Genomic DNA, 24,332 nt, shown 5'->3' on the forward strand with positions numbered 1-24,332 from the left:
ACCGCGGCGATGCGCCGCTAGGCGCGTGAACAAACGATAAACAGGGGCCAGTCATGAAGCAGATTACCGCCATCATCAAACCGTTCAAGCTCGACGAGGTGCGTGAAGCCCTGGCCGACGTCGGCGTGACCGGGCTGACGGTGACCGAAGTGAAGGGATTTGGCCGCCAGAAAGGGCATACCGAGCTCTACCGTGGCGCCGAGTACGTAGTCGACTTCCTGCCCAAGATCAAGATCGAAGTGGTGGTGGCCGAGAATCAGCTGGACACCGTGCTGGACGCCATCGTCAAGGCCGCCCACACCGGCAAGATCGGCGACGGCAAGATCTTCGTCACCGAGATCGAGCGCGTGATCCGCATCCGCACCGGCGAGCAGGACGAAGCCGCGGTCTGAGCCTCGGGTGGGCCAGGATAGCGAAACGCCGCCTTGCAGGGCGGCGTTTTCATTGGTGCGTGCGGTTCAGCTGGGCAGCTTCCACCCGTAGCGCACCGACACCAGCCGCATGGCGATGATCGCCACCGCCCCGGTCAGCAGCGCCGCTTCCTGCTGCACCGCCAGCCAGGTCATGCCGACATAGATCCAGCAGCCGACAAAGGAGCAGGTGGCGTAGGGCGAGCGGTCGCGCAGGATCATCGGCACCTCATTGCACAGCACGTCGCGCACCACGCCGCCGAACACGGCCGAGATGATGCCCATCATCACCGCCACGGTGGGCGTCATCTGCGCCACCAGCGCCAGCGAAGCGCCGGTCACCGAGAACAGCCCCAGCCCGATCGCGTCGGCGACGATCATGGCCCGGTCCGAGGCCACGCGGCTGACCACACGCAGCACGAACGAGGCGCCGAACGACATCACGAAGATCAGCAGCACGTAGCCTTCGTGGTCGACCCAGTAGAACGGGCGCCGGTCCAGCAGCACGTCGCGCACGGTGCCGCCGCCAAAGGCGGTGGCAAAGGCCACCACGAAGGTGCCGACCACGTCCAGGCGCTGCTTGCGTGCGTCGACCACGCCCGAGACCGCGAAGGCGAGCACGCCGATCACCTCCATGATGTGGAGGATCAGGGGCAGCCGCCCCATCAGCAATTCAAGCGGAACGTGCATCCGTGGCGATGCGTCAGGTGCGCGGCTGGCGCAGCAGCACCATCAGCGCGCCGGCGCCGCCTTCGGCCTCGCGCGCCTGCACGAAGGCGAGCACTTCCTCCTTCTGCACCAGCCAGCTGCGCACCTTGCCCTTGAGCACCGGCAGCTTGTCGGGCGAGCCCAGGCCCTTGCCGTGGATCACGCGCACGCAGCGCACGCCGTTGCGCACCGAGCGGCGCAGGAACTCGGCCAGCGCCTCGCGCGCCTCGTCGCTGCGCAGGCCGTGCAGGTCGACCTTGTCCTGCGGCACCCATTCGCCGCGGCGCAGCTTGCGGATCACGTCCATGCCGATGCCGGGCCGTCGGAACGACAGGGTCTCGTCGGTTTCCAGCAGGCTTTCCACGTCGAAATCATCGGACAGCGAGGCCGCCAGCACGGCTTCGTCGTTGCGGCGCGACTGCACCGGCACCGGGGCGGGCTTGCTGGCGGGCACGGGGGCGCGGTTGCGGTCGCGCAGCTGGCTGACCTGGCCCACGCTGGTGCGGAAGACGTCGGCCTCTTCACGGGCGCGCCGGGCGGCCTGCTCGGCGGCCACGCGCTCGGCTTCGCGGCGCTCGGTATCGGCCTTGAGGGTGTCGCGCAGCCTGGCAAGGTCGTTCAGGCCGAAACGTTGGGGCGGTCGGTCGGGTTTGCGGGCGCCGTGCGTCATTGAAAAATCTCCGGGGGCTCGGCGCAGATTATATCGACTGGCGGGGCGGCAGGAGATGCCGCAGGGGGACGCGCCGGCGGGCCGTGGCGGCCCGGCCGGCGGAGGGGGCGGTGCTTACTTCAGGGCTTCGACAAAGCGCTGGGCATCCAGCGCGGCCATGCAGCCGGTGCCGGCGCTGGTGATAGCCTGGCGGTAGACATGGTCCTGCACGTCGCCGGCGGCAAACACGCCCGGCACGCTGGTGGCGGTGGCGTCGCCCTGCAGGCCCGACTTGGTCACCAGGTAGCCGTTTTCCATGGCCAGCTGGCCTTCGAACAGGTCGGTGTTGGGCTTGTGGCCGATGGCGATGAACACGCCCGCCAGCTTCAGGTCCTCGGCCTGGCCGGTCTTGGTGCCGCGCACGCGGATGCCGGTCACGCCGGATTCGTCGCCCAGCACCTCGTCCAGCACGCTGTCGTAGCGGATCACCACGCGGCCTTCCTTTTCACGCTGCAGCAGGCGGTCGACCAGGATCGGCTCGGCGCGGAAGCTGTCGCGGCGGTGGATCACGGTGACCTTGCTGGCGATATGCGACAGGTACAGCGCCTCTTCCACGGCGGTGTTGCCGCCGCCGACCACGGCCACTTCCTGGTTCTTGTAGAAGAAGCCGTCGCAGGTGGCGCAGGCCGACACGCCGCGGCCCATGAAGGACTCTTCGGACGGCAGGCCCAGGTACTGCGCCGAGGCGCCGGTGGCGATGATCAGCGCGTCGCACGTATATTCACCGGCGTCGCCGATCAGGCGGAAGGGGCGGGCCGGCTGGCCGTTGTCGTCCACCAGCTTGGCGGTGTGGATGTGATCGAAGATGATTTCGGTCTTGAATTCCTCGGCGTGCGCCAGCAGGCGCTGCATCAGTTCAGGACCCTGGACGCCCTTGGCATCGCCCGGCCAGTTCTCGACGTCCGTGGTGGTCATCAGCTGGCCGCCCTGTGCCAGGCCGGTGATCAGCACCGGTTCCAGGTTGGCGCGGGCCGCGTAGACCGCGGCGGTATAGCCGGCGGGACCAGAACCGAGAATCAGCACTTTTGCGTGTTTTGCCATGATGCGTTCCTGTGGCCGGTGCGGCATGCTGCCCACCGGCATTTGCTCGAAAGCGACATTATAAGAGGAGCCGCATTTGCTCACTGTTGCAAATTCCAATGAGTGCGATAGTCTCGGGCCACGTTAAAATGGCCGCCACGATGACCGTCAGTCACCTGGTGAGCGACCACTGACCGCTGCCGGCATCGGCCCGAAACACGTCCGGAATCACCTTACACGCGAGTCTTAACCAGGCATGGCCCGAGCTACCACGACCACCCGCACCGATCCCTCAGCCTTGCCATCCCGCATCGGCAAACTGCTGGGAGAGGTCCGCTGGTTCCTGCTGCTTGCCGTCACGCTGGGTTTCCTGTGCGTGCTGGCCAGCTACAGCAAGACCGATCCCGGCTGGTCGCATGCCAACCAGGTGGCCGATATCCACAACCTGGGCGGGCGCGTCGGCGCCTGGGTGGCCGACGTGCTGTTCTTCATCTTCGGCTTTTCCGCCTACTGGCTGGCGGTGCTGCTGGTGCGCCGCTGCTGGCGCGGCTGGCGCACGCTGACTGCCGAGCTGCCCGAGCGCGCGGATCCCGGCCTGCACCGCCAGGGCGTGACCGTCAGCTGGATCGGCTTCGGGCTGACCCTGTTCTCCAGCATGGGCCTGGAGGCGATCCGCATGTACCCGCTGCGCGCCGCGCTGCCGCGCGCGCCGGGCGGGGTGCTGGGCGACCTGCTGGGCGGCTGGCTGCAGGTGGCGCTGGGCTTCACCGGCGCGACCCTGCTGCTGTTGCTGCTGCTGGCGATCGGGCTGTCGCTGTTCTTCCATTTCTCCTGGCTGACCGTGGCCGAGCACGTCGGCGGCTTTGTCGAGACCCTGTTCCTGGGCTTCAAGGCCCGCCGCGAGAGCAAGCAGGACCGCATCATCGGCGAGGCCGCCAAGACCGAGCGCAAGGAAACCGTCGAGGTGCAGCGCGTGCGCATCGAAGAGGCGGCGCCGGTGCAGATCGTGCGCCCGCAGGCGGTGCCCAAGCATGAGCGCGTCGAGCGCGAGAAGCAGCAGCCGCTGTTTGCCGATATCCAGGACTCGGACCTGCCGCCGCTGTCGCTGCTGGACCCGATCCCGCCGCACCAGGAAACTGTCAGCGCCGAGACCCTGGAGTTCACCTCGCGCCTGATCGAGAAAAAGCTCAAGGACTTCGGCGTCGAGGTCAAGGTGGTGGCGGCCTACCCGGGCCCGGTTATCACGCGGTATGAGATCGAGCCGGCCACCGGCGTCAAGGGCAGCCAGGTGGTGAACCTGGCGCGCGACCTGGCGCGCTCGCTGTCGCTGGTGTCGATCCGCGTGGTCGAGACCATCCCGGGCAAGAACTACATGGGGCTGGAGCTGCCCAACCCGAAGCGCCAGACCGTGCGCCTGTCGGAAATCCTCGGCTCGCAGGTCTACAACGAGAGTTCGTCCAGCCTGACCATGGCGCTGGGCAAGGACATCGCCGGCAAGCCGATGGTGGCCGACCTGGCCCGCATGCCGCACTGCATGGTGGCCGGCACCACCGGCTCGGGCAAGTCGGTCGGCATCAACGCGATGATCCTGTCGCTGCTGTACAAGGCCAAGGCGGAAAGCGTACGCCTGATCCTGATCGACCCGAAGATGCTCGAAATGAGCGTCTACGAGGGCATCCCGCACCTGCTGTGCCCGGTGGTGACCGACATGCGCCAGGCCGGCAATGCCCTGAACTGGGCGGTCGGCGAGATGGAGCGCCGCTACAAGCTGATGAGCAAGCTGGGCGTGCGCAACCTGGCCGGCTACAACAAGAAGATCGACGAGGCCGCGGCCCGCGAAGAAAGGATCCCCAACCCGTTCAGCCTGACCCCGGACGCCCCGGAGCCGCTGGACCGGCTGCCCACCATCGTCATCGTCATCGACGAGCTGGCCGACCTGATGATGGTGGTCGGCAAGAAGGTGGAAGAGCTGATCGCCCGCATCGCGCAGAAGGCGCGCGCGGCCGGCCTGCACCTGGTGCTGGCCACGCAGCGCCCGTCGGTGGACGTGATCACCGGCCTGATCAAGGCCAACGTGCCGACCCGGATCGCGTTCCAGGTCAGCAGCAAGATCGACTCGCGCACCATCCTCGACCAGCAGGGCGCCGAAGCGCTGCTGGGCATGGGCGACATGCTCTACCTGGCGCCGGGCACCGGCCTGCCGGTGCGCGTGCACGGCGCCTTTGTCTCGGACGAGGAAGTCCACCGCGTGGTGGAAAAGCTCAAGGAATCCGGCGAAGCCAACTACATCGAGGGCATCCTCGAGGGCGGCCTGACCGATGACGCCGGCGGTGGCGACGGGTTTGGCGGCGGTGCCGGCATTGGCGGTGGCGGCGGCGAGGCCGATCCGCTGTACGACCAGGCGGTCGAGGTGGTGCTGAAGAACCGGCGCGCGTCGATCTCGCTGGTGCAGCGCCACCTGCGCATCGGCTACAACCGTGCCGCGCGGCTGCTGGAGGACATGGAAAAGGCCGGCATGGTCTCGGCCATGTCGGGCAATGGCAACCGCGACATCCTGGTGCAGGGTGGCGGTGCCGCCCGCGAAGATGACTGAGCGCCGCTCGCGCAGCCTTCGTAATATCCGGTTACCCGCCGGCTTGCGGCGCGCGGAATCCCCGGGCTGCCGGCGGCTCTAAAAGGACAGGTTGCCAGCGCCCGACGCGGCGCAGGCAACGCACCCTACAACTACCAGGACCCGAACCATGCGCAACCGCATCATCGTGTCGGCCTGCGCCGCGCTGGCGATGTTTGCCATCCAGGCGCCGGCCCATGCCGCAGCCACTGACCAGTTGCAGAGCTTTGTCACCGGCGTGAAGAGCGCGCGCGGCGAGTTCACGCAGCGCCAGGTCAAGGGGCAGGGCGCCAACGGCAAGGTGACCGGCACCTCCAGCGGCACCTTTGTGTTCTCGCGCCCGGGCAAGTTCACCTGGCGCTATACCAAGCCCTACGACCAGCTGCTGCAGGCCGACGGCCAGACCCTGTACATCTACGACAAGGACCTGAACCAGGTCACCGAGCGCAAGCTCGACGGTGCACTCGGCTCCAGCCCGGCGGCGATCCTGTTCGGCAGCAACGACCTGGAAAAGAACTTCATGGTCAAGAACGGCCCGACCCGCGACGGCGTAGAGTGGCTGGAGCTGACGCCCAAGGCCAAGGACACGCAGTTCGAGCGCATCGGCATCGGCTTCAAGGCCGGCAATCTTGAAGCCATGGAACTGCGCGACGCGTTCGGCAACACCACCCTGCTGACCTTCACGGGCATGCAGAAGAACCCGCCGCTGGCGGCCGATGCATTCCGGTTCACGGTGCCCAAGGGCGCCGATGTGATGAAGCAGTGAGGCCCGCCATGAACGATCCGCAGGAAGGTCCCGCAGTCACCATCCGTTCCCGGCGCGGCCAGCGCGCCGTGTTGCTGGCCAGTGCCGGCGCGCTGCTGACGGCGGCATGTGCCAGCAGCGGCGGCGGCGCCAGCAAGTTCGATGTCGATTCCTTCCTGCGCGCACCGGACTCGGGATTGCCCGAAGTGCTGGGCAATCCGGGCTTCCTCAAGGCCACGCGCGTGCCCGCCACCGAGTGCGCGGTGATGCTGCAGTCGGCCAGCACCGGCGTGCTGGAAGACCTGCCGCCCAGCAGCAATGCGCGCGGCCCGGCCTGGCTGTTGCATCCGAAGGGCCAGCCGGACCAGGTATGGCTGGTGGTCGGCGAGTCCGGCGGCGAGCGCACCTGCCATGGGCCGCTGCCGGCCGACGCCATGCAGGCGCTGGCCGCCCGGGCCAAGGGCTGAACCCGAGGCGCCGCCGTCAGTGCGGCTTGATGGCGATCTTCAGCACGCCGTCGCGCTGGTTGGCGAACAGGTCGTAGGCCGCGACGATGTCGTCCAGCTTGTACTGGTGCGTCACCAGCGCGCCCAGGTCGACCCGCCCCGACTCGATCACATTGATCAGCCGCCGCATGCGTTCCTTGCCGCCGGGGCACAGCGCGGTATTGATCTTGTGGTCGCCCAACCCCGCGGCTAAGGCCGACAGCGGAATGGTCAGGTCGCTTGAATAGACCCCCAGGCTGGACAGCGTGCCGCCGGGCTTGAGCACGCGCAGCGACTGCTCGAAGGTTGCCTGCGTGCCCAGTGCCTCGATCGAGGCATCCACGCCGCGCCCGCCGGTCAGCTTCATGACCTCGTCCACCACGTCGCAGTTGCGGAAGTTCAGGACCACGTCCGCGCCCATCTTGCGCGCGATCTCCAGCCGGTGGTCGTTGCCGTCGACGGCGATGATGGTGGTGGCGCCGCACAGCCGCGCGCCGGCGGTCGCGCATAGCCCGATCGGACCCTGCGCGAACACGGCCACGGTGTCGCCGATGCGGATATTGGCGTTTTCCGCGCCCTTGAAGCCGGTGGACATGATGTCGGGGCACATCAGCACCTGCTCGTCGGTGAGGCCATCGGGGATTGGCGCCAGGTTGGCCTGGGCGTCGGGCACCAGCACGTATTCCGCCTGGGTACCGTCGATCATGTTGCCGAAGCGCCAGCCCGCGGTCGCCTTGTAGCCGTGGCAGCCGCACTGGCCGCTGGCCATCAGGTAGCTGCCATCCTGCGAGGCCACGCCGTCCTGCGCCGCGTAGGAGTTGAAGTTGGGGCAGATTGCGCCGGCGATCACGCGCTGGCCTTCTCGGTATCCCGTCACCGCGCTGCCGAGCTTTTCGATGATGCCGACGGGCTCATGGCCCACGGTCAGGCCCTTCGCCACCGGGTACTCACCCTTGAGGATGTGCACGTCGGTGCCGCAGATGGTGGTGGTGGTGATACGCACCAGGGCATCGTTGGGGCCGATATCCGGGATTGGCTTGTCTGCCAGTTCGATCCGGCCAGGCTCGACAAAAACGGCGGCTTTCATCATTGCGGTCATGCGTTGCTCCCAGGGAAGGCGCAGGGGGACGCGCGGTGGGTGGAGTGGTGCGGGACGTTGCCGGCCCGCTTCCTCACTGATAGCACGCCTGGGTTATAGGTCGGTTTATCCAGATCAAGCCGAGGCCATACAGAAAATGTGCACAATACATGGCAATCTGGCAAAGGTTTCACATCGGTGTGCAAAGAAGCTGAACGCCGCGGTGTGCCGCGTGTCCCAGCATCCACATACTCGCCATACCCATCAGGAGAACGACATGATTGCGAAGCGAACCATCCGCCGTTGGCTGCGCCAGTCCGCCATGCTGGCGGCGGGCGGGGCCCTGCTGGCGGCTTGCGCGGCGCCCGCGCCGACCGGCCCGCAAGGCGCGCGTGGCACGCCGCAGGGCTGTGCCGCCGACAAGCTGGCCGACGATGCCCTGGTCGGCAAGCCCGAGGCCGAGGCCATCGGCCTGCTGCAGGGCTGCGCGTGGCGCCTGGGCGAGCGCGACGGCCAGCAGTTCCCCGGCACCATGGACTACAACCCGCAACGCCGCGCGCTCGGCGTCAAGGCTGGCAAGGTGGTCTGGGTACGCCGCGGCTGAGATCCGGCGCCCGCCTTGCCGGTTCGCCTTCGCACAAGGGGCGATTAGGTTAGTGCGGGCATCTCCCTGATCTTGAGCGGTCAACGGGCGTCAACATGACAGAAATGTAATTTGACCGCCTGAACAAGAATCAATATTGTTTCCCGCTGACCGGAATCCAATAACCGGGCGGCCTCGGGTCCCCGGCGGCTGCCCAAACCATGCTGGGGAGCCAACCGCGTGAAGACCACTATCCGAACCTTGCTGCCGCGCGCTGCGGCGCTGGCCCTGCTGACCCTGCCGCTCGCCGCGGCGGCGCAGGAAAAGGTGCTCAACCTCTACACCGCGCGTCACTACCAGACGGACGAAGCGCTGTACGCCAACTTCACCAAGCAGACCGGCATCAAGATCAACCGCATCGAAGGCCAGGAAGACCCGCTGCTGGAGCGCATCCGCAATGAAGGTGCCAACAGCCCGGCGGACGTGTTCATCACGGTGGATATCGGCCGCCTGTGGCGCGCCCAGCAGGCTGGCGTGTTTGCGCCGGTAAAGTCGAAGGCGCTGGAATCGCGCATCCCGGCCAACTATCGCGACCCCAATGGCGAATGGTTCGGCTTCTCGGCGCGCGGCCGCGTGATCGCCTACAACAAGACCGCGGTCAAGGCCGGCGATATCGCCAGCTATGAAGACTTGGCCGATCCCAAGTGGAAGGGCAAGGTCTGCACGCGTTCCAGCGGCCATGTCTACAACCTGTCGCTGGTCTCCAGCCTGATCGCCCATGATGGCGAGGCACGCACCGAGCAGTGGGCGCGCGGCGTGGCCGCCAACCTGGCGCGCGTGCCCAAGGGCGGCGACACCGACCAGCTCAAGGCGGTTGCCGCCGGCGAGTGCGACGTGGCCATCGCCAACACCTACTACATCGCGCGCCTGCTGAAGTCGACCAAGCCGGAAGACAAAGCCGTGGCCGACAAGCTGGGCGTGCTGTGGCCGAACCAGTCGAGCCAGGGCGTGCACATGAACGTCTCGGGCGGCGGCATGCTCAAGCATGCGCCCAACAAGGAAGCGGCGGTCAAGTTCCTGGAGTACCTGGCCAGCGACGAGGCTCAGCGCTACTTTGCCGACGGCAACAACGAGTGGCCGGTGGTGCAGGGCGTGAAGGTCAGCAACCCGGCGCTGGAAGCGCTGGGCACGTTCAAGTCCGACACCATCAACGTGGCCGAACTGGGCAAGTACCAGCCGCAGGCACAGAAGCTGGTGGACCGCGCCGGCTTCAAGTAAGCCGCCACGGCCTTTGCAGTAGCGGTTCTTGCTACAGCAGGAACCGCTTGTTCCCCGTCCCCTCGGTCGGCTCGACCTTGCGGAACGTCAGCTTCACGCTGCTGTTGAGCCGCCGCCCCGCCTGGCGCCGTACCAGCGCCCGGTGCAGCAGGCCCTTGTGTCCGACCGTGCCTTCCGCATAAGGCTGGTCTGGCGTCCCGCCCAGCGCCATCGCGGCCAGCGCCTGGTTGCGCTGCGCCGCACTCTTTTCCAGCAGCTTGTCCAATGCCATGCGTGCGCGCACCTGCGCCGCCAGCGCGATGTCGCCGGGATTGGCGCGGGCACGCTCGGCGTCCCAAGGCAGCTGCACCTTGCCGGCAAGGCGGCGCAGCGCGGCGCGCAGTTCGGCGCCATCCATCCGGGTTTCCTGCACGATCCAGACGGCGTCATGGCGCAGCACCGCTTCGGCATCGGCCATGCGGCGCACCAGCGCGGGCTGCAGTTCGGGCGACGAGAACTGCCGCGCGCGGCGGATCGCGTTGAGCGCGATGCGGCGCACCTGCGGGTTGGCGTGATCGAACAGGTCGGCGATGACGCGCGCGGCCGTGTCGGCCGAATTGACCTTCTCCGCCAACTGGCCGGCCAGCGAGACTTCTTCCACGCCGCTCAGCTTGTTGCGGCTGAGCCGGTTCAACTTGAACAGCAGGATGTGATATCGCAGCATAGGTTCTTGCGCGGCAGGCATGCCGCTGTTCGCTCCCGGGCGGACGCCGGGCCATAAAAGGCTATCGGCGCGTTGCGGCGCGACTTTAGGGCAAGAAGCGCGGGAGGCTCAGCGCTGCGCTTCGCGCCGGATCGTGCGCGAGAGCACGATCACCGGCAGCAGGCCCACGGCTACGATCACCAGCGAGGCGGTGGCGGCCTCGGTCAGGCGCTCGTCGGCAGCGAGGTTGTAGGCCTGCACGGCCAGCGTGTCGAAGTTGAACGGGCGCATCACGAAGGTGGCCGGCAACTCCTTCATCACGTCGACAAAGACGATCAGTGCCGCGGTCAGCAGGCTGCCGCGCAGCATCGGGAAATGCACGCGCCGCAGCGTGGCGCCGGGGCCGTGGCCGAGGCTGCGCGCGGCCGCATCCATGCTGGGCGTGATCTTGCCCAGCCCGGCATTGACGGTCTGCAGCGCCACGCCCAGGAAGCGCACCAGCAGCGCATAGACCAGCGCGGCGATGCCGCCGGTCAGCAGCAGCCCCACCGAGAGCCCGAACTGCTGCTGCAGCCAGGCCGACAGCGCGTTGTCTAGCCGCGCCACCGGCACCAGCACGCCCACGGCAATGACCGAGCCCGGCAGCGCATAACCCATGCCGCACAGCCGCGTCAGGCCGCGCATCAGCCAGCTGCGCTTGCCGTTGGCCGCGCGCGCGGCGTAGCCCACTGCCAGCGCGACCGTCACCGCGGCCAGCGCGGTGGCGCTGGCCAGCAGGAAGCTGTTGCGCACCAGCCCGACAAAGCGCGCGCCGAACTGCGCATCGCCGTCGGTGAAGGCCATGCGGCACAGCATCAGCGCGGGAATCAGGAAGCCCAGCAGCACCGGCACCATGCATACAGCCAGCGCCAGCCAGCCGCGCGCGCCGTCCAGCGTCCAGGCCACGGCGCGGCGCTGGTTGCCGTAGACCTGCGCGCGGCCGCGGCTGGCGCGCTCCATCAGCAGGATGGCGGCGACGAACAGCAGCATGCATGCCGACAGCTGCGCCGCGGCGTTCTTGTCGCCAAGCGAAAACCAGGCGCGGTAGATGCCGGTGGAGAAAGTCGGGATGGCAAAGTAGGCGACGGTGCCGAAGTCGGCCAGCGTTTCCATCATTGCCAGCGCGGTGCCGGCAACGATGCCGGGACGCGCCAGCGGCAGCACCACGCGCCAGAGCCGGCTCCAGGTGCCGTGGCCGAGCAGGCGCGCGGCTTCCAGCGTGTTCTGGGTCTGCTGCAGGAAGGCGGCGCGCGCGGTCAGGTAGACGTAGGGGTACAGCACCAGCGAGAACAGGGCGATGGCGCCGCCCAGCGAGCGGATATCCGGGAACCAGTACTCGCGCGCCTTCCAGCCGGTCAGCTCGCGCAGCCAGCCCTGCACCGGCCCGGCAAACTGCAGCGCGTCGGTGTAGGCATAGGCGATCACGTAGGCGGGCATCGCCATCGGCAAGACCAGCGCCCATTCCATCACGGCGTGGCCCGGGAAACGGTAGGTCGATACCAGCCAGGCGGTGGTCACCCCCAGCAGCAATACGCCCACGGCGACGCCGCACAGCAGCCAGACGGTGTTGAGCACGTATTCCGCCAGCACCGTGTCGATCAGGTGGCGCCAGGTGTCGCCGGCAGGCAGCAGCACTGCCGAGGCGATCACCAGCACCGGCACGGCGATCAGCAGCGCCATCACCAGGGTGGCCAGGGTCAGGGGATGGAAGCGGCGGCGGCTGGACAGGAGCATGCGTCGGAAAGTGGGCGGAAGTGCCGCGCACAGCGTGCGGGCTGCCGCATTCTAGCAATGTGGGGCACGCATTTGCCCCGAAAGGCGCTCCCGGCCCCGGCCGCGTCCCTATAATGCGCACATGCGAACCGATTCCTATTCACGCTTGCCCGGCGCCCAGGCCCGCAGCCGGCCGGCGACCCGCGCAGGCGTTGCTGACGTCACTGGCGCTGGCGCCGCTGTCATCGAGGTCGACCAGATCCGTCACGCTTTTGGCCGCCATGTGGTGGTCAAGGGGCTGTCGTTCTCGGTGGCGCGCGGCAATATCGCCTGCCTGCTGGGGCCCAGCGGCTGCGGCAAGACCACGGTGCTGCGCGCCATCGCCGGTTTCGAGCCGCTGCAGGATGGCCGCATCGTGCTGGACGGGCAGGTCGTGTCGTCGTCCGGGGCGATGCTGGCGCCGGAGCAGCGCCGCATCGGCATGGTGTTCCAGGACTATGCGCTGTTCCCGCACCTGGACGTGGCGGCCAACGTGGGTTTCGGCCTGGTGCGGGCCAGCCGCGCCGGGCGCGCGGCGCGCGTGGACGAGGTGCTGCAGCTGGTCGGACTGGCCGGCGCGGGCCGCAAGTATCCGCATGAGCTGTCCGGCGGCCAGCAGCAGCGCGTGGCGCTGGCGCGCGCGCTGGCACCGCGCCCGGAGCTGCTGCTGCTCGACGAGCCGTTCTCCAACCTCGACGTCGACCTGCGCGAACGCCTGAGCCTGGAGGTGCGCGCGATCCTGAAGGCGCAGGGCACCACCGCGATCCTGGTCACCCACGACCAGCACGAGGCCTTTGCCATGGCCGACGAGATCGGCGTCATGCACGACGGGGTGATCGAGCAGTGGGGCAGCGCGCACGACCTCTACCACCGGCCGACATCGCGCTTTGTCGCGGGCTTTATCGGGCAGGGCGTGCTGATGGCGGGGCGGTTGCGCGGGACCGCGGAGATTGAACTGGAACTGGGCCTGCTGCGCCCCGCGGCGCCGCTGGCGCTGCCCGCCGGCGCCGCCGTCGACGTGCTGGTGCGCCCCGATGACATCGTCCACGACGACGCCAGCCCGATGCGCGCCGAGGTGGTCCACAAGGCCTTCCGCGGCGCCGAGATCCTGTACACGCTGCGCCTGGCCAGCGGCGGCCGCGTGCTGGCGCTGGTGCCGTCCCACCACAACCATGCCGTGGGCGAGCGCATCGGCATCCGTGTCGAGATCGAGGACGTGGTGGCATTTGCCGCCTAGCCTGCCACGCAGGGGCAGGGCGCCGATGGTCTACACTGTGGCGTTCTGCATTCACAAGGCTTGAATACCGTGGCGGACACGCTGTTTTCCGATACTCCCGACCGTTCCCGGCAACCGCTGGCCGAGCGCCTGCGCCCGCGCACCATCGACGAGGTGATCGGGCAACAGCACCTGCTCGGTGCGGGCAAGCCGCTGCGCGTGGCGTTCGAGTCCGGCGAGCCGCATTCGATGATCCTGTGGGGCCCCCCGGGCGTGGGCAAGACCACGCTGGCGCGGCTGATGGCCAGTGCCTTCGACGCCGAGTTCATCGCGCTGTCGGCGGTGCTGTCGGGGGTCAAGGACATCCGCGAGGCGGTCGAGCGCGCCGAGCAGTTCCGCGCGCACGGGCGGCGCACGCTGGTATTCGTCGACGAGGTCCATCGCTTCAACAAGAGCCAGCAGGATGCCTTCCTGCCGCATGTGGAAAGCGGGCTCTTCACCTTTATCGGCGCCACCACCGAGAACCCCTCGTTCGAAGTCAACGGCGCCTTGCTGTCGCGCGCGGCGGTCTATGTGCTCAAGAGCCTGGACGATGCCGAGCTGACCCAGCTGGCGCTGCGCGCCAGCGAAGAACTTGGCGCACAGGCGGGCGACCTGAGCTGGCAGGATGAAGCGCTGCAGCTGATCGTGGCCTCGGCCGATGGCGACGGGCGCAAGCTGCTGAACAATATCGAGATCGTGGCGCGCGCCGCGCGCACCGCCCGCGCCGCGCAGATCGATACCGCGCTGCTGGGCAGCGCGCTGTCGGAAAACCTGCGCCGCTTCGACAAGGGCGGCGACGCCTTCTACGACCAGATCAGCGCGCTGCACAAGTCCGTGCGCGGCTCGGACCCGGACGCGGCGCTGTACTGGTTCTGCCGCATGATCGACGGCGGCGCCGACCCGCGCTACCTGGCGCGGCGCATCGTGCGCATGGCGTGGGAGGATATCGGCCTGGCCGATCCCCGTGCCGCCCGCATCACGCTGGACGCGGCCGAGACCTATGAGCGCCTTGGCTCGCCCGAGGGCGAGCTGGCGCTGGGCCAGGCCCTGATCTACCTGGCCGTGGCGCCCAAGTCCAACGCCGGCTACAACGCCTACAACGCGGCTCGCGCCTTCGTCGGCAAGGACAAGTCGCGCGCGGTGCCGGTGCACCTGCGCAACGCGCCGACCAAGCTGATGAAGGAGCTTGGCCACGGCCACGCCTACCGCTACGCGCACGACGAGCCCGAGGCCTACGCCGCCGGCGAGCACTACTTCCCGGACGACCTCAAGGCCCAGGACTGGTACCAGCCGGTGCCGCGCGGGCTGGAGGGCAAGATTGCCGAGAAGCTGCGCCACCTGCGCGAGCTGGATGCCGCCTGGCATCGCGAGCAGCGCGTGGCCAAGGCAAAGGACGGCGGCAAGGGCGGGGAGTGAGCGGTGGCGTGAGCCGGCGACACGGCCCTCTGGCCTGGCATCGCCCGGTTCGCGCCGGACGGGGCCGGTGCAGTAAAATGGCGGGTCCGCCGGCATGTCGCTGGCCCTGCACTTCACCAAAGCAACATGCTCGACATCCAGCTGTTCCGCAAAGACATCGACGCCGTGGCGCAACGCCTTGCCACGCGCGGCTACCAACTCGACGTTGCGGCGTTCCAGGCACTTGAGGCCGAACGCAAGCAACTGCAGACCCAGACCGAGGAACTGCAGGCCCGCCGCAACAGCCTGTCCAAGCAGATCGGCATGCTCAAGGGCAAGGGCGAGGACGCCTCGGCCGTGATGGCGGAAGTGGGCGGCATCGGCGACACGCTCAAGGCCTCGGCCGCGCGGCTGGACGAGATCCAGGCGCACCTGGCCGAGCTGATGCTGGCCATCCCCAACCTGCCGCATGAAAGCGTGCCGGTGGGCAATGACGAAACCCAGAACGTCGAAGTGCGCCGCGTGGGCGAGCCGCGCCAGTTCGATTTCGCCGTGCGCGACCACGTCGACGTGGGCGAGAAGCTGGGCCTGGACTTCGACACCGCGGTCAAGGTCACCGGTTCGCGCTTCTCGATGCTGCGTGGCGGCCTGGCGCGCATGAACCGTGCGCTGGTCCAGCTGATGCTCGACACTCATACGCAGGAACACGGCTACACCGAGATGTACGTGCCGTACATGGTCAACGCCGCCTCGATGCGCGGCACCGGCCAGCTGCCCAAGTTCGAGGAAGACCTGTTCAAGGTGCCGCGCAAGGTCGGCAGCGAAGACGGCGAGCGCATCGAGAACTTCTACCTGATCCCGACCGCCGAGGTGCCGCTGACCAATATCGTGCGCGACGCCATCGTCGCCGGCGAGAAGCTGCCGCTGCGCTTTGTCGCGCATACGCCGTGCTTCCGCTCGGAGGCCGGCTCGTACGGTAAGGACACGCGCGGCATGATCCGCCAGCACCAGTTCGACAAGGTCGAGCTGGTGCAGGTGGTGCCGGCCGCGCAGTCGTTCGAGGCGCTGGAACAACTGACCGGCCACGCCGAGGCAATCCTGAAGAAGCTGGGGCTGCCGTTCCGCACCATCGTGCTGTGCACCGGCGACATGGGCTTCGGCAGCACCAAGACCTACGACCTCGAAGTGTGGATCCCCGCGCAGAACACCTACCGCGAGATCAGCTCGTGCTCGAACATGGGCGACTTCCAGGCGCGCCGCATGCAGGCGCGCATGCGCGCGGGGCAGGGCAAGCCGGAGCTGGTGCACACCCTCAACGGCTCCGGGCTGGCCGTGGGCCGCACGCTGGTGGCGATCCTTGAGAACTACCAGAACGCAGACGGCTCGGTCACGGTGCCGGCCGCGCTGCAGCCGTACATGGGCGGCATCACCCGCCTGGAACCGGAGCTGTAAAGCGAACCGAAAAAATCCGCTGCCAGCCTATTGCATCGGCTGGCCGGACATGGCTATAATCTTGGTTTCGCCACACGGCAACAAGTTACCGGAGAGGTGGCAGAGTGGTCGAATGTACCTGACTCGAAATCAGGCGTACCGGCGACGGTACCGTGGGTTCGAATCCCACCCTCTCCGCCAAAACAAGAAGCTGTCGGAATCGACCACCGGCAGGCAACAACAGTGTAGTAAAACTCAGGCCGACGCCCACGACAGTGCGCGTCGGTTTTGTTTTTTCCGCGGCCGGTTTTCATGCGGCGGGCATGGGCCGCCGCACCGGCCTCCATACCGGACGCACTGCCAGGTGCACTATCATGGCGATCCGCAACGCAGGATGCCGCACCATGACACAGCCACCCGCCAGCCAACCCCCAGCACCGGTCTTCCACGGCGATCCGGCCGAACTGCCGGCCGACCCCAACCTGGTCGCCGGCATGCCGTACCGACACTACAAGGGCGGCGCCTACACGGCAGTCGGCATCGGCCGCTTCGAGGCCGATCTCGCGCCGGTGGTGGTCTATCGCGCGATGCGCGATCCCTCATTGCTGTGGGTGCGCCGCTCCGATGTGTTCAGCGAACCGGTGGCCACGCCGCAGGGCGAGGTGCCGCGCTTTGCGCCCGCCTGGCCCGCGGCGCTGGCCTGCCTGGACTTCCTGCCGCGCCAGGCGGTGCTCGATGTGCTGGCGCTGCACGACACGCCGTACCGGCACTACCACGACCGCCGCCATATCCTGGAGATGTTCGAGACCGCCCACGTGCGCGGCATTGCGCTGGACCGCGCGCAGGCGCTGGCGGTGCTGTGCCACGACGCGGTCTATGTGGCGGGATGCGAGCACAACGAAGCCGCCTCAGCCGCGCTGATCGAAACGGTGGCGCCCGGCGAGGACCGCGCGGTGCTGGACCGTGCCGCGCAGATCGTGCTCGATACGCGCGGCCATGGCCCGAGCATTGCCGGCGCCGACACCGTGCTCGATCTCGACCTGCTCAGGCTGGCCGCGGCGCCGGAAATGCTCGATGCCCATAGCCAGGACGTGTTCGCCGAGAACCGCGCCTTGCTGGCCGCGCGCACCGGTCTCAAGGGGGAGGCGCTGGAGACTGAATTCATGCGCCGCCGCGCGGCGTTCCTGGGCAAGCTGGCGCAGCGCCCGCGACTCTTCCTGACCGACGCCTTTGCCGACTGCGAGGCGCCGGCTCGCGCCAATATCGCCCGCATCGTCGGCGCCGCGGGCGCGTCCCGTGATTGACGTGCCGGCACGCGCGAGCGCCTTCGCCGAGGCCTGGCTCACGCCGGGCACGGCGCTCGGGCTGCTGGCGCTGTTCACGCTGGTGACGGTGCTGCTGCTGAGCCTGGTGCCGCTGCTGGTGGCGCTGTTGCGGCCGGTGGTGCGCTGGCTGGACCGGTGGCGCGTGTGGGGGGGCGGCGCGCTGTCCGCGCGCGTGGCCGCACAGCCGCGCCGGCTGAGCACGCTCACGCTGCGCGTGCTCGAACGCGACATGGCCGAGCTGCTGGTGGTGCTGCTGGCCGGTGCCGTGCTGCTGGCCTGCGGCAGCGCCCTGTTCTGGCTGGCCGGCGAGGTCGCCGAAAGGGGGGGCGTGGTGCGCATCGACCAGATCGTGTTTGCATGGCTGCGTGCCCTGCGCACCGACTGGCTCGACATCGCGATGGTTGCCGTGACCGAACTGGGCGGCGCGCGCATTTCCCTGGCGGTGGGCGTGGCGGTGTTCGCGTGGCTGTGCTGGCGGCGCGCCTGGACCGTGGCGCTGTACTGGGCCGCCGCGTTGCTGGGTGCGCGCGCCTGCGTGATGGCGCTCAAGCTGGGCATGGCGCGCGTGCGCCCGGCCAGCATCTACAGCGGCCTGGAATCGTATTCCTTCCCCAGCGGACACGCCACCAGCAGCATGGTCACCTATGGCTTCCTGGCCTTCCTGATGTGCCTGCGCCAGCCGTGGCGCGTGCGCATCCCGGTGCTGGCACTGACCGTGGTGGCGGTGGCGGCGATCGGGGTATCGCGGCTGTACCTGGGCATGCACTGGCTGTCGGACGTCGCTGCAGGTTATGCGCTGGGGCTGGCATGGATCGCGCTGCTCGGCACGGCTTACCGCACGCTGCACGTGCCGGCGCCGAAGGAATCGGTGGCGCCATGGCGGCTGGGCGCGGTGGCGGCGGCAGCGGTGGTGGTGGCGTTCAGCTATGTGGCGTGGTTCCGGCTGCCGGATACGCTGGAGCGCTACCGGCAGGCCGTCGCGCCTACGCCAGCCGTGCTGGCGCTTCGGCTTCCGGCGCCTGCGGCAGGCGCGACACCAGCAGCTGGTCGATCTTGTGATGGTCGATGTCCAGCACTTCGAAGCGATAGCCCGCCACGGTGATCGACTCGGATTTCTTCGGGATGCGCTTGAGCGAATAGATCACCAGCCCGGCCGCGGTGTCGACATAGTCCTCGCCGGGCAGGGTGTCCAGATCCAGCGCCTTCTTCAGGTCCACCAGCGGGGTGAGGCCGTCGACCAGCCAGGAGCTGTCGTCGCGCCGCACGATCTGCTCGTCCTCGCTGGAATACAGGATGTCTCCCATCAGCGCGCCGACGATATCGTCCAGCGTGACGACGCCCACCACCAGCCCGTATTCGTTCATCACCACGGCAAAGTTCTGGTGCATCTCGCGGAAGCGCGTGAGCGCCTCGGACAGGGTCAGCGTGTCGGGGATCACCAGCACGTTCTTGTCGTGGTGGCGGCCGATATTGTTGATCACGGTGGCGCTCTCGTCGGCCAGCAGCAGCTGCAGGATGTCCTTGGAATCGATATAGCCCTGCACGTCGTCGAGGTCGTGCCCGCACACCGGGTATTGCGCGTGCGGCTGGTTGACCAGCTTGCGGCGCACGCTGTCGGCGGGTTCGTCGAGACTCAGGTAGACCACGTCGTCGCGCGGCGTCATGATCGCGGTAATGCTCTTGAACTCGAGCTCGAACACGTTCTCGATCAGGTGGAGTTCATGCTTGTGCAGCACGCCGGCTTCGGCGCCGGCATCGACCATCGCGGCGATGTCCTCGGTGGTGATTTGGTCGACCGGCTTGGTCGGCAGGCGCAGCAGCCGCAGCGTGGCATCGGCGGCGGCGTTGAAGATCCAGACCAGCGGCTTGAGCACGCGCAGCAGCGTCAGCATCGGGTCGATCACCGCCACCGCGCAGCGCTCGGGGAAGGTCATGGCGATGCGCTTGGGGATCAGGTCGGCGAACTGGATAAACAGCAGCGTCACGATCAGGAACGAGCCGATATTGGCCACGCGCTGGGCGTGGATCACCTGCATATAGGGCGACAGCGTTTCCAGCAGCAGGTCCGACACATGCTTCTCGCCGAGGATACCGGCCAGGATGGCCACGCTGTTGACGCCGATCTGCACGATCGTGAAGAAATTCCCGGGCTCTTCCTTGAGCCGCAGCACGCGCGTGGCGCGGCCATCGCCGCGCTCCGACAAGACTTGCAGCTTGGTGCGGCGCGCGGCGGTCAGCGCGATCTCGGAGACCGAGAAAAAGGCGCTGACAAGGACAAGGGCGATCAGGGTCAGGACGAACATAGGCGGTTTGGCGCACGCAGGTTGTGCCTGCAGGCGGCTTGATGATGGTGCACGCCGCGCGCGGCTGTCAATCGGACATCAATCAGACATCAGGCGGACCCCGATCGCGGCTCCGGGGCGTGGCGTCAAAGCTGGCGGCTGGCGCTTCCAGCCGCTGCGGCAGCGTTGCGGCCAGTTCCGCGGCGGCCAGCGCAAACTGCGCGCGCAGGTCGTCGGCGAGGCTGGAGCCGGCGCGGTGGCTGGCGCGCAGCATCTGGATCTCGAACGGCAGCACCGGCGCCACGTCATGCAGCGCGACGCGCTCCGGGCTGGCGCTGAGCGCGGTGTACTGGTCCAGCAGGGTCACGCCCAGCCCGGCATCGACCAGGGCCAGCGCTAGCGAATAGGTCTGCACCTCCAGCGTCGAGCGCGGCTCCAGCGCGTGCCGGGCCAGGGTCTGGCGCACCAGCAGCCCGAGCGAGCTGTTGTCGTCATAGCCGATGAAGGCGCGCTCCATCAGCCGCTGCATCGGCACCACCTGGCGGCGCCCGCCGGCGGGCAGCGGCTGGCCGCGCGGCACCGCCAGCAGCATGCGGCCGCTGGCCACCGGCTCGCTGGAAATGGCCTCGTGGCCCGGCGGCGCAAAGGCAAAGCCCAGGTCGATCTGGTTGGCCAGCAGCGCCCCGACGATCTCGTCGGTATGGTGGGTCAGCACCTGCACCTGCGTGTCCGGGTGGCGCGCGCAGAAGCGCCGCACCGCCGGCACCAGCAGCGGGTTGGCCAGGCTGGGGGTGGCGGCCACGCGCAGCCGCCCGGCGCCCTTGTGGCGCAGGCTTTCCGAGACCCGGCGCACGCGCTCGATCTCGCCATATAGCCTTTCGACATCGCCATAGAGCGCATTGGCCTCGGGCGTGGCCTGCAGCCGGCCGCGCACCCGCTCGAACAGGCGAAAGCCGAGCGAGGCCTCGGCGTGCTGCAGCACGCGCGTGACCACCGGCTGGGACACGTGCAGCAGGCGCGCGGCCTCGCTGACGGTGCCGGTCAGCATCACGGCGCGGAAGACTTCGATCTGGCGCAAGCGCATGGCAATCCGGGAAGCGGGCAGGCATCCATAGCCTGATGACATATTCTGGCACGTATTCGCATTGGGCAATCCGCGCCGCCTGCACTACGCTTTGCCGGATCGGGAAAAAGCAATCAAGGGATGGCAATGCAGGTAGTGATCGTGGGCGCCGGCGTGGTCGGCATGACGACGGCGTGGCGCCTGGCCGAAGACGGCCACCAGGTGACGGTGCTGGAGCGCCACGACGGGCCGGCCGAGGAGACCAGCTTTGCCAATGGCGGGCAGCTCAGTTACAGCTATGTGGCGCCGCTGGCCGGGCCGGGCGTGATGGCCAAGGTGCCGGGCTGGCTGCTGCGGCGCGATTCGCCGATGCGCTTCCGGCCCGCGGCCGACCCGGCGCAGTGGCGCTGGCTGGCAGCCTTCATGGGCGCCTGCAATGCCGCCACCAGTGAAGCCACCACGCGCAAGCTGCTGCGGCTGGGGTTCTATTCACGCGACCTGATGCAGGCCTTCGTGGCCCGGCACCAGCATGACGATGTTGGCGCCGGTTTCGATTTTGCGCGGCGCGGCAAACTGGTTGTGCACCGCGATGCGGCGGCGTTCGACGCGGCCTGCCGGCTGCTGGACTACCAGGCCAGCCTGGGCTGCGAGCAGCAGGCGCTGGACCGCGATGCCTGCGTGGCGCTGGAGCCCGCGCTGGCCGGCATCCGCAACGAGATTGCCGGCGCCATCTACACGCCGAGCGAGGAAGTGGGCGACTGCCACCGCTTCTGCCTGTCGCTGGCACGGTTGCTGCAAGACGGGGCGCACGCCGGGGTGTCGATGCGCTTCGGCACCGTGGTGCAAGAGCTGGTGCAGCAGGGCGGGCGCGTGACCGGCGTGCGGACCGCCAGCGGCGTGGTGCCGGCCGACGTGGTGATCGTGGCCGGCGGCATCGGCAGCGTGCCGCTGCTGCGCCCGCTGGGCGTGCGGCCGATGCTGTGGCCGCTCAAGGGCTACAGCATCACGGTGCCGCTGGCCAGCGGCACGCGCGCGCCGCATATCAGCGTGACGGACTTTGCCAACAAGATCGTCTACGCGCGCATCGGCAATACACTGCGGGTGGCGGGCATGGCCGACCTGGTGCGCGGCGGCACCCGCATCGACCCGGAGCGGGTCGGCACGCTGGTGGCACAGACACGCGCGCTGTTCGAGGGCATCGTGCCCGAGCTGCCGCTGGCGCAGCTGCAGCCGTGGGCCGGGCTGCGCCCGGCCACGCCGGACGGCCTGCCGCTGGTGGGGCCGTCGCGCGTGTCCGGGCTATGGCTGAACCTGGGCCACGGCGCACTCGGTTTTACGCTGGCGATGGGCAGCGCCGGCCTGCTGGCCGACCGGCTGGCAGGGCGCCGTCCGGCCATCGAAGCAGAGGATTTTGATGCTGTGTGCGCCTAGTGTCCTGTCCCGCTAGCGCCGCAGGCAAGTGTTGGTTCATGCCGTACCCGTGCGTCCGCAAGCCACGACGCCGTCCACGAAACATGCCTCAATGACCAAGCCCCACTACAAGGAGCGCCACATGCAATCACTGCACACCCACCGATCCGCGACCCGCCGCGCGCTTGCGGCCGCCACGCTGCTGCTGGCCGCCGGCGCCGCCCATGCCGCCGATGGCGACACGCTGAAGAAGATCAAGGACAGCGGCGTGATCTCGCTTGGCTATCGCGAATCGTCGATCCCGTTCTCATACACCGATGGCAAGGAGGTCATGGGCTATTCGCACGAGATCCTGCTGCAGATTGTCGACAAGGTGAAGAGCGAACTGAAGATGCCCGGCCTGCAGGTGCGCCTGACCCCGATCACCTCGCAGAACCGCATCCCGCTGGTGCAGAACGGCACCATCGACATCGAATGCGGCAGCACCACCAACAACCTGGAGCGCCAGAAGCAGGTGGCGTTCTCCAACAGCATGTTTGTCTACGGCATCAAGATGCTGACCAGGAAGGATTCGGGCGTGAAGGAGTTCACTGACCTGAAGGACCGCAATGTGGTCACCACCGCCGGCACCACCGGCGAGCGCCTGCTGGTCAAGATGAACGGCGAGAAGGCCATGAACATGAACCTGATCAGCACCAAGGACCACGGCCAGTCCTTCCTGATCCTGGAGACCGGCCGTGCCGCTGCCTTCGTCATGGACGAGCCGCTGCTGTACGGCGAGCGCACCAAGGCCAAGAGCGCAGCCGACTGGGTGGTGGTCGGCGCGCCGCTGCAGACCGAGAACTACGCCTGCATGTTCCGCAAGGACGATCCCTCGTTCAAGAAGCTGGCCGATGGCGTGATCGCAGACCTGCAGACCAGCGGCCGTGCCGAGAAGCTGTACAACAAGTGGTTCATGTCGCCGATTCCGCCGCGCGGCATCAACATGAACTACCCGCTCTCGGCCGACATGAAGGCGCTGTTCGCGGCGCCCAACGACAAGGCCTACCAGTAAGGGCAGGGCGCCAACGCAGGGGCGTATCAGGTCCGGTGGTTATTTAGCCATAATGAATCAATATTTAGCGCTCGATAGTGTTTGCGGTAGTGTTGAGGCCGATATAGGCTCATAGCAGCACAACTGGCCGGCGGCCCTCACAAGCGGCCTCCGGCTCTGTCTGCCCCCCATACTGCTTATCCGCATCCACTGGAGAACATATGCGATCGATTCGTACTGGCTGGCTCAAATCCCTGCTGGCTGCCTCGCTGCTTGCCGGCGCCGGGCTGGCGTCCACCGCGGCGCAGGCCGCCGACCTGCTCGATACCGTCAGGCAGGCCGGCGTGCTCAGGATCGGCCTGGAGGGCACCTATCCGCCGTTCGGCTTCCGCGGCGCGAAGAACGAGCTGGAAGGCTTTGACGTGGACGTGGCGCGTGCGGTGGCGGGCAAGCTGGGCGTGAAGCCGGAGTTCGTCACCACCGAGTGGAGCGGCATCATTGCCGGCCTGCAGGCCGGCAAGTTCGATGTCATCGTCAACCAGGTTGCCGCCACGGCGCAGCGCAAGCAGGTGCTGGATTTCTCCACGCCCTATGTCTACTCCGAAGCGCAGCTGATCCAGCGCAAGGATGACAAGCGCGAGTTCAAGTCGCTGGAAGCGCTCAAGGGCCACAAGCTCGGCGTCAGCCTGGGCAGCAACTACAACGACCTGGCCAAGTCCGTGGCGGGCATCGACGTCAAGACCTACCCCGGCGCGCCCGAATACCTGCGCGACCTGGCGGCGCAGCGCGTGGATGCCGCGCTCAATGACCGGCTGATGGTGGGCTACCTGATCAAGACGGCCAACCTGCCGCTGCGCCCGGGCGCGGTGGTGCCGGGTGCGGGTTCGGAAGTCGCCATCCCGTTCCGCAAGGACAATCCCAAGTTTGCGCAGGCCATCAACCATGCGCTGGATGACCTGCGCAAAGACGGCACACTCAACAAGCTGTCGGTGAAGTGGTTCGGCACCGATGTGACCAAGCCGGTGAAGTAAGCCT

General features: G+C 67.9%; 22 protein-coding genes and 1 tRNA gene. 15 read left to right on the top strand and 8 right to left on the bottom strand.

Features of this window, described 5'->3' with window-relative positions; translation table 11 throughout:
* The first annotated feature begins 53 nt into the window (after window positions 1-53).
* Window positions 54-392 (top strand): P-II family nitrogen regulator, encoded by a 339-nt coding sequence (gene glnK / locus AC3WLE_RS12230; RefSeq protein WP_006162803.1) that lies wholly within the window; start codon window positions 54-56, stop codon window positions 390-392.
* Window positions 393-458: 66 nt separating this feature from the next.
* Here glnK and AC3WLE_RS12235 read toward each other — a convergent pair whose 3' ends face one another.
* The 3 genes from AC3WLE_RS12235 to trxB all read right to left on the bottom strand — a co-directional run bounded on the left by AC3WLE_RS12235 (window position 459) and on the right by trxB (window position 2,868).
* Window positions 459-1,100, bottom strand: a complete 642-nt coding sequence (locus AC3WLE_RS12235) for a trimeric intracellular cation channel family protein (protein WP_011614676.1) — start codon at window positions 1,098-1,100, stop codon at window positions 459-461.
* Window positions 1,101-1,113: 13 nt separating this feature from the next.
* The gene (locus AC3WLE_RS12240) at window positions 1,114-1,788 is read right to left on the bottom strand and encodes a Smr/MutS family protein (protein WP_492317492.1); all 675 of its coding nucleotides are present in this window, start codon (window positions 1,786-1,788) and stop codon (window positions 1,114-1,116) included.
* Between the two features lie 114 nt (window positions 1,789-1,902).
* Entirely contained in the window at window positions 1,903-2,868 is a 966-nt protein-coding gene (gene trxB / locus AC3WLE_RS12245; RefSeq protein ID WP_010813000.1) for a thioredoxin-disulfide reductase, read from the bottom strand.
* A gap of 235 nt (window positions 2,869-3,103) precedes the next feature.
* On the opposite strand from trxB, the gene AC3WLE_RS12250 reads away from it, so the two are divergent.
* The 3 genes from AC3WLE_RS12250 (at window position 3,104) to AC3WLE_RS12260 (ending at window position 6,670) form a co-directional block, all read left to right on the top strand.
* Window positions 3,104-5,440, top strand: a complete 2,337-nt coding sequence (locus AC3WLE_RS12250) for a DNA translocase FtsK (RefSeq protein WP_492356505.1) — start codon at window positions 3,104-3,106, stop codon at window positions 5,438-5,440.
* Window positions 5,441-5,588: 148 nt separating this feature from the next.
* Window positions 5,589-6,224, top strand: coding sequence for an outer membrane lipoprotein chaperone LolA (lolA, locus tag AC3WLE_RS12255; protein ID WP_492317490.1), 636 nt, complete (start codon window positions 5,589-5,591; stop codon window positions 6,222-6,224).
* Window positions 6,225-6,232: 8 nt separating this feature from the next.
* Window positions 6,233-6,670, top strand: a complete 438-nt coding sequence (locus AC3WLE_RS12260; RefSeq protein ID WP_492317489.1) for a hypothetical protein — start codon at window positions 6,233-6,235, stop codon at window positions 6,668-6,670.
* A 16-nt stretch (window positions 6,671-6,686) separates the two neighbouring features.
* Here AC3WLE_RS12260 and AC3WLE_RS12265 read toward each other — a convergent pair whose 3' ends face one another.
* Window positions 6,687-7,787 carry an NAD(P)-dependent alcohol dehydrogenase gene (locus tag AC3WLE_RS12265; RefSeq protein ID WP_492317488.1) on the bottom strand — a complete coding sequence of 367 codons (1,101 nt, stop codon included), beginning with the start codon at window positions 7,785-7,787 and terminating at the stop codon, window positions 6,687-6,689.
* Window positions 7,788-8,043: 256 nt separating this feature from the next.
* Between AC3WLE_RS12265 and AC3WLE_RS12270 the strand changes: the two genes are divergently transcribed.
* Together AC3WLE_RS12270 and AC3WLE_RS12275 are read left to right on the top strand one after the other, a co-directional pair.
* Entirely contained in the window at window positions 8,044-8,370 is a 327-nt protein-coding gene (locus AC3WLE_RS12270) for a hypothetical protein (protein WP_492351739.1), read from the top strand.
* A gap of 219 nt (window positions 8,371-8,589) precedes the next feature.
* Entirely contained in the window at window positions 8,590-9,627 is a 1,038-nt protein-coding gene (locus AC3WLE_RS12275) for a Fe(3+) ABC transporter substrate-binding protein (protein WP_340523034.1), read from the top strand.
* Between the two features lie 31 nt (window positions 9,628-9,658).
* On the opposite strand, the gene AC3WLE_RS12280 is transcribed toward AC3WLE_RS12275, so the two are convergent.
* Window positions 9,659-10,330 (bottom strand): hypothetical protein, encoded by a 672-nt coding sequence (locus tag AC3WLE_RS12280; RefSeq protein WP_492356506.1) that lies wholly within the window; start codon window positions 10,328-10,330, stop codon window positions 9,659-9,661.
* A 108-nt stretch (window positions 10,331-10,438) separates the two neighbouring features.
* Window positions 10,439-12,082 carry an ABC transporter permease gene (locus AC3WLE_RS12285; protein WP_010812991.1) on the bottom strand — a complete coding sequence of 548 codons (1,644 nt, stop codon included), beginning with the start codon at window positions 12,080-12,082 and terminating at the stop codon, window positions 10,439-10,441.
* A gap of 121 nt (window positions 12,083-12,203) precedes the next feature.
* On the opposite strand from AC3WLE_RS12285, the gene AC3WLE_RS12290 reads away from it, so the two are divergent.
* The 6 genes from AC3WLE_RS12290 (at window position 12,204) to AC3WLE_RS12315 (ending at window position 18,611) form a co-directional block, all read left to right on the top strand.
* Complete coding sequence (locus AC3WLE_RS12290; protein WP_492317485.1) at window positions 12,204-13,337, top strand: ABC transporter ATP-binding protein; 1,134 nt, start codon at window positions 12,204-12,206, stop codon at window positions 13,335-13,337.
* 69 nt (window positions 13,338-13,406) lie between these two features.
* Complete coding sequence (locus tag AC3WLE_RS12295) at window positions 13,407-14,774, top strand: replication-associated recombination protein A (RefSeq protein ID WP_492317685.1); 1,368 nt, start codon at window positions 13,407-13,409, stop codon at window positions 14,772-14,774.
* A 126-nt stretch (window positions 14,775-14,900) separates the two neighbouring features.
* Window positions 14,901-16,205: a serine--tRNA ligase gene (serS, locus tag AC3WLE_RS12300; protein WP_492356507.1), complete on the top strand. Its 1,305-nt coding sequence runs from the start codon at window positions 14,901-14,903 to the stop codon at window positions 16,203-16,205.
* Window positions 16,206-16,295: 90 nt separating this feature from the next.
* A tRNA-Ser gene (locus AC3WLE_RS12305) sits at window positions 16,296-16,385 on the top strand.
* A 173-nt stretch (window positions 16,386-16,558) separates the two neighbouring features.
* The gene (locus AC3WLE_RS12310) at window positions 16,559-17,488 is read left to right on the top strand and encodes a DUF1653 domain-containing protein (RefSeq protein ID WP_492351742.1); all 930 of its coding nucleotides are present in this window, start codon (window positions 16,559-16,561) and stop codon (window positions 17,486-17,488) included.
* Window positions 17,481-18,611 (top strand): phosphatase PAP2 family protein, encoded by a 1,131-nt coding sequence (locus AC3WLE_RS12315; protein ID WP_492356508.1) that lies wholly within the window; start codon window positions 17,481-17,483, stop codon window positions 18,609-18,611. The genes AC3WLE_RS12310 and AC3WLE_RS12315 overlap by 8 nt, the downstream gene beginning before the upstream one ends.
* On the opposite strand, the gene paeA is transcribed toward AC3WLE_RS12315, so the two are convergent.
* Together paeA and AC3WLE_RS12325 are read right to left on the bottom strand one after the other, a co-directional pair.
* Window positions 18,493-19,812, bottom strand: a complete 1,320-nt coding sequence (gene paeA, locus AC3WLE_RS12320; RefSeq protein WP_492317470.1) for a polyamine export protein PaeA — start codon at window positions 19,810-19,812, stop codon at window positions 18,493-18,495. The two genes, AC3WLE_RS12315 and paeA, sit on opposite strands and share 119 nt — an antisense overlap.
* 82 nt (window positions 19,813-19,894) lie before the next feature.
* Window positions 19,895-20,875: a LysR substrate-binding domain-containing protein gene (locus AC3WLE_RS12325; RefSeq protein ID WP_492356509.1), complete on the bottom strand. Its 981-nt coding sequence runs from the start codon at window positions 20,873-20,875 to the stop codon at window positions 19,895-19,897.
* Window positions 20,876-21,001: 126 nt separating this feature from the next.
* Here AC3WLE_RS12325 and AC3WLE_RS12330 point away from each other — a divergent pair, with 126 nt between their 5' ends.
* The 3 genes from AC3WLE_RS12330 to AC3WLE_RS12340 all read left to right on the top strand — a co-directional run bounded on the left by AC3WLE_RS12330 (window position 21,002) and on the right by AC3WLE_RS12340 (window position 24,328).
* Window positions 21,002-22,285 carry a D-amino acid dehydrogenase gene (locus AC3WLE_RS12330; RefSeq protein ID WP_492351768.1) on the top strand — a complete coding sequence of 428 codons (1,284 nt, stop codon included), beginning with the start codon at window positions 21,002-21,004 and terminating at the stop codon, window positions 22,283-22,285.
* A gap of 121 nt (window positions 22,286-22,406) precedes the next feature.
* Window positions 22,407-23,318, top strand: a complete 912-nt coding sequence (locus tag AC3WLE_RS12335) for a glutamate/aspartate ABC transporter substrate-binding protein (protein ID WP_492351744.1) — start codon at window positions 22,407-22,409, stop codon at window positions 23,316-23,318.
* 200 nt (window positions 23,319-23,518) lie between these two features.
* The gene (locus AC3WLE_RS12340) at window positions 23,519-24,328 is read left to right on the top strand and encodes a transporter substrate-binding domain-containing protein (protein ID WP_492351745.1); all 810 of its coding nucleotides are present in this window, start codon (window positions 23,519-23,521) and stop codon (window positions 24,326-24,328) included.
* The last annotated feature ends 4 nt before the right edge of the window (window positions 24,329-24,332 follow it).

It is taken from the genome of Cupriavidus sp. FW306-1B-F12B, from assembly GCF_058781795.1.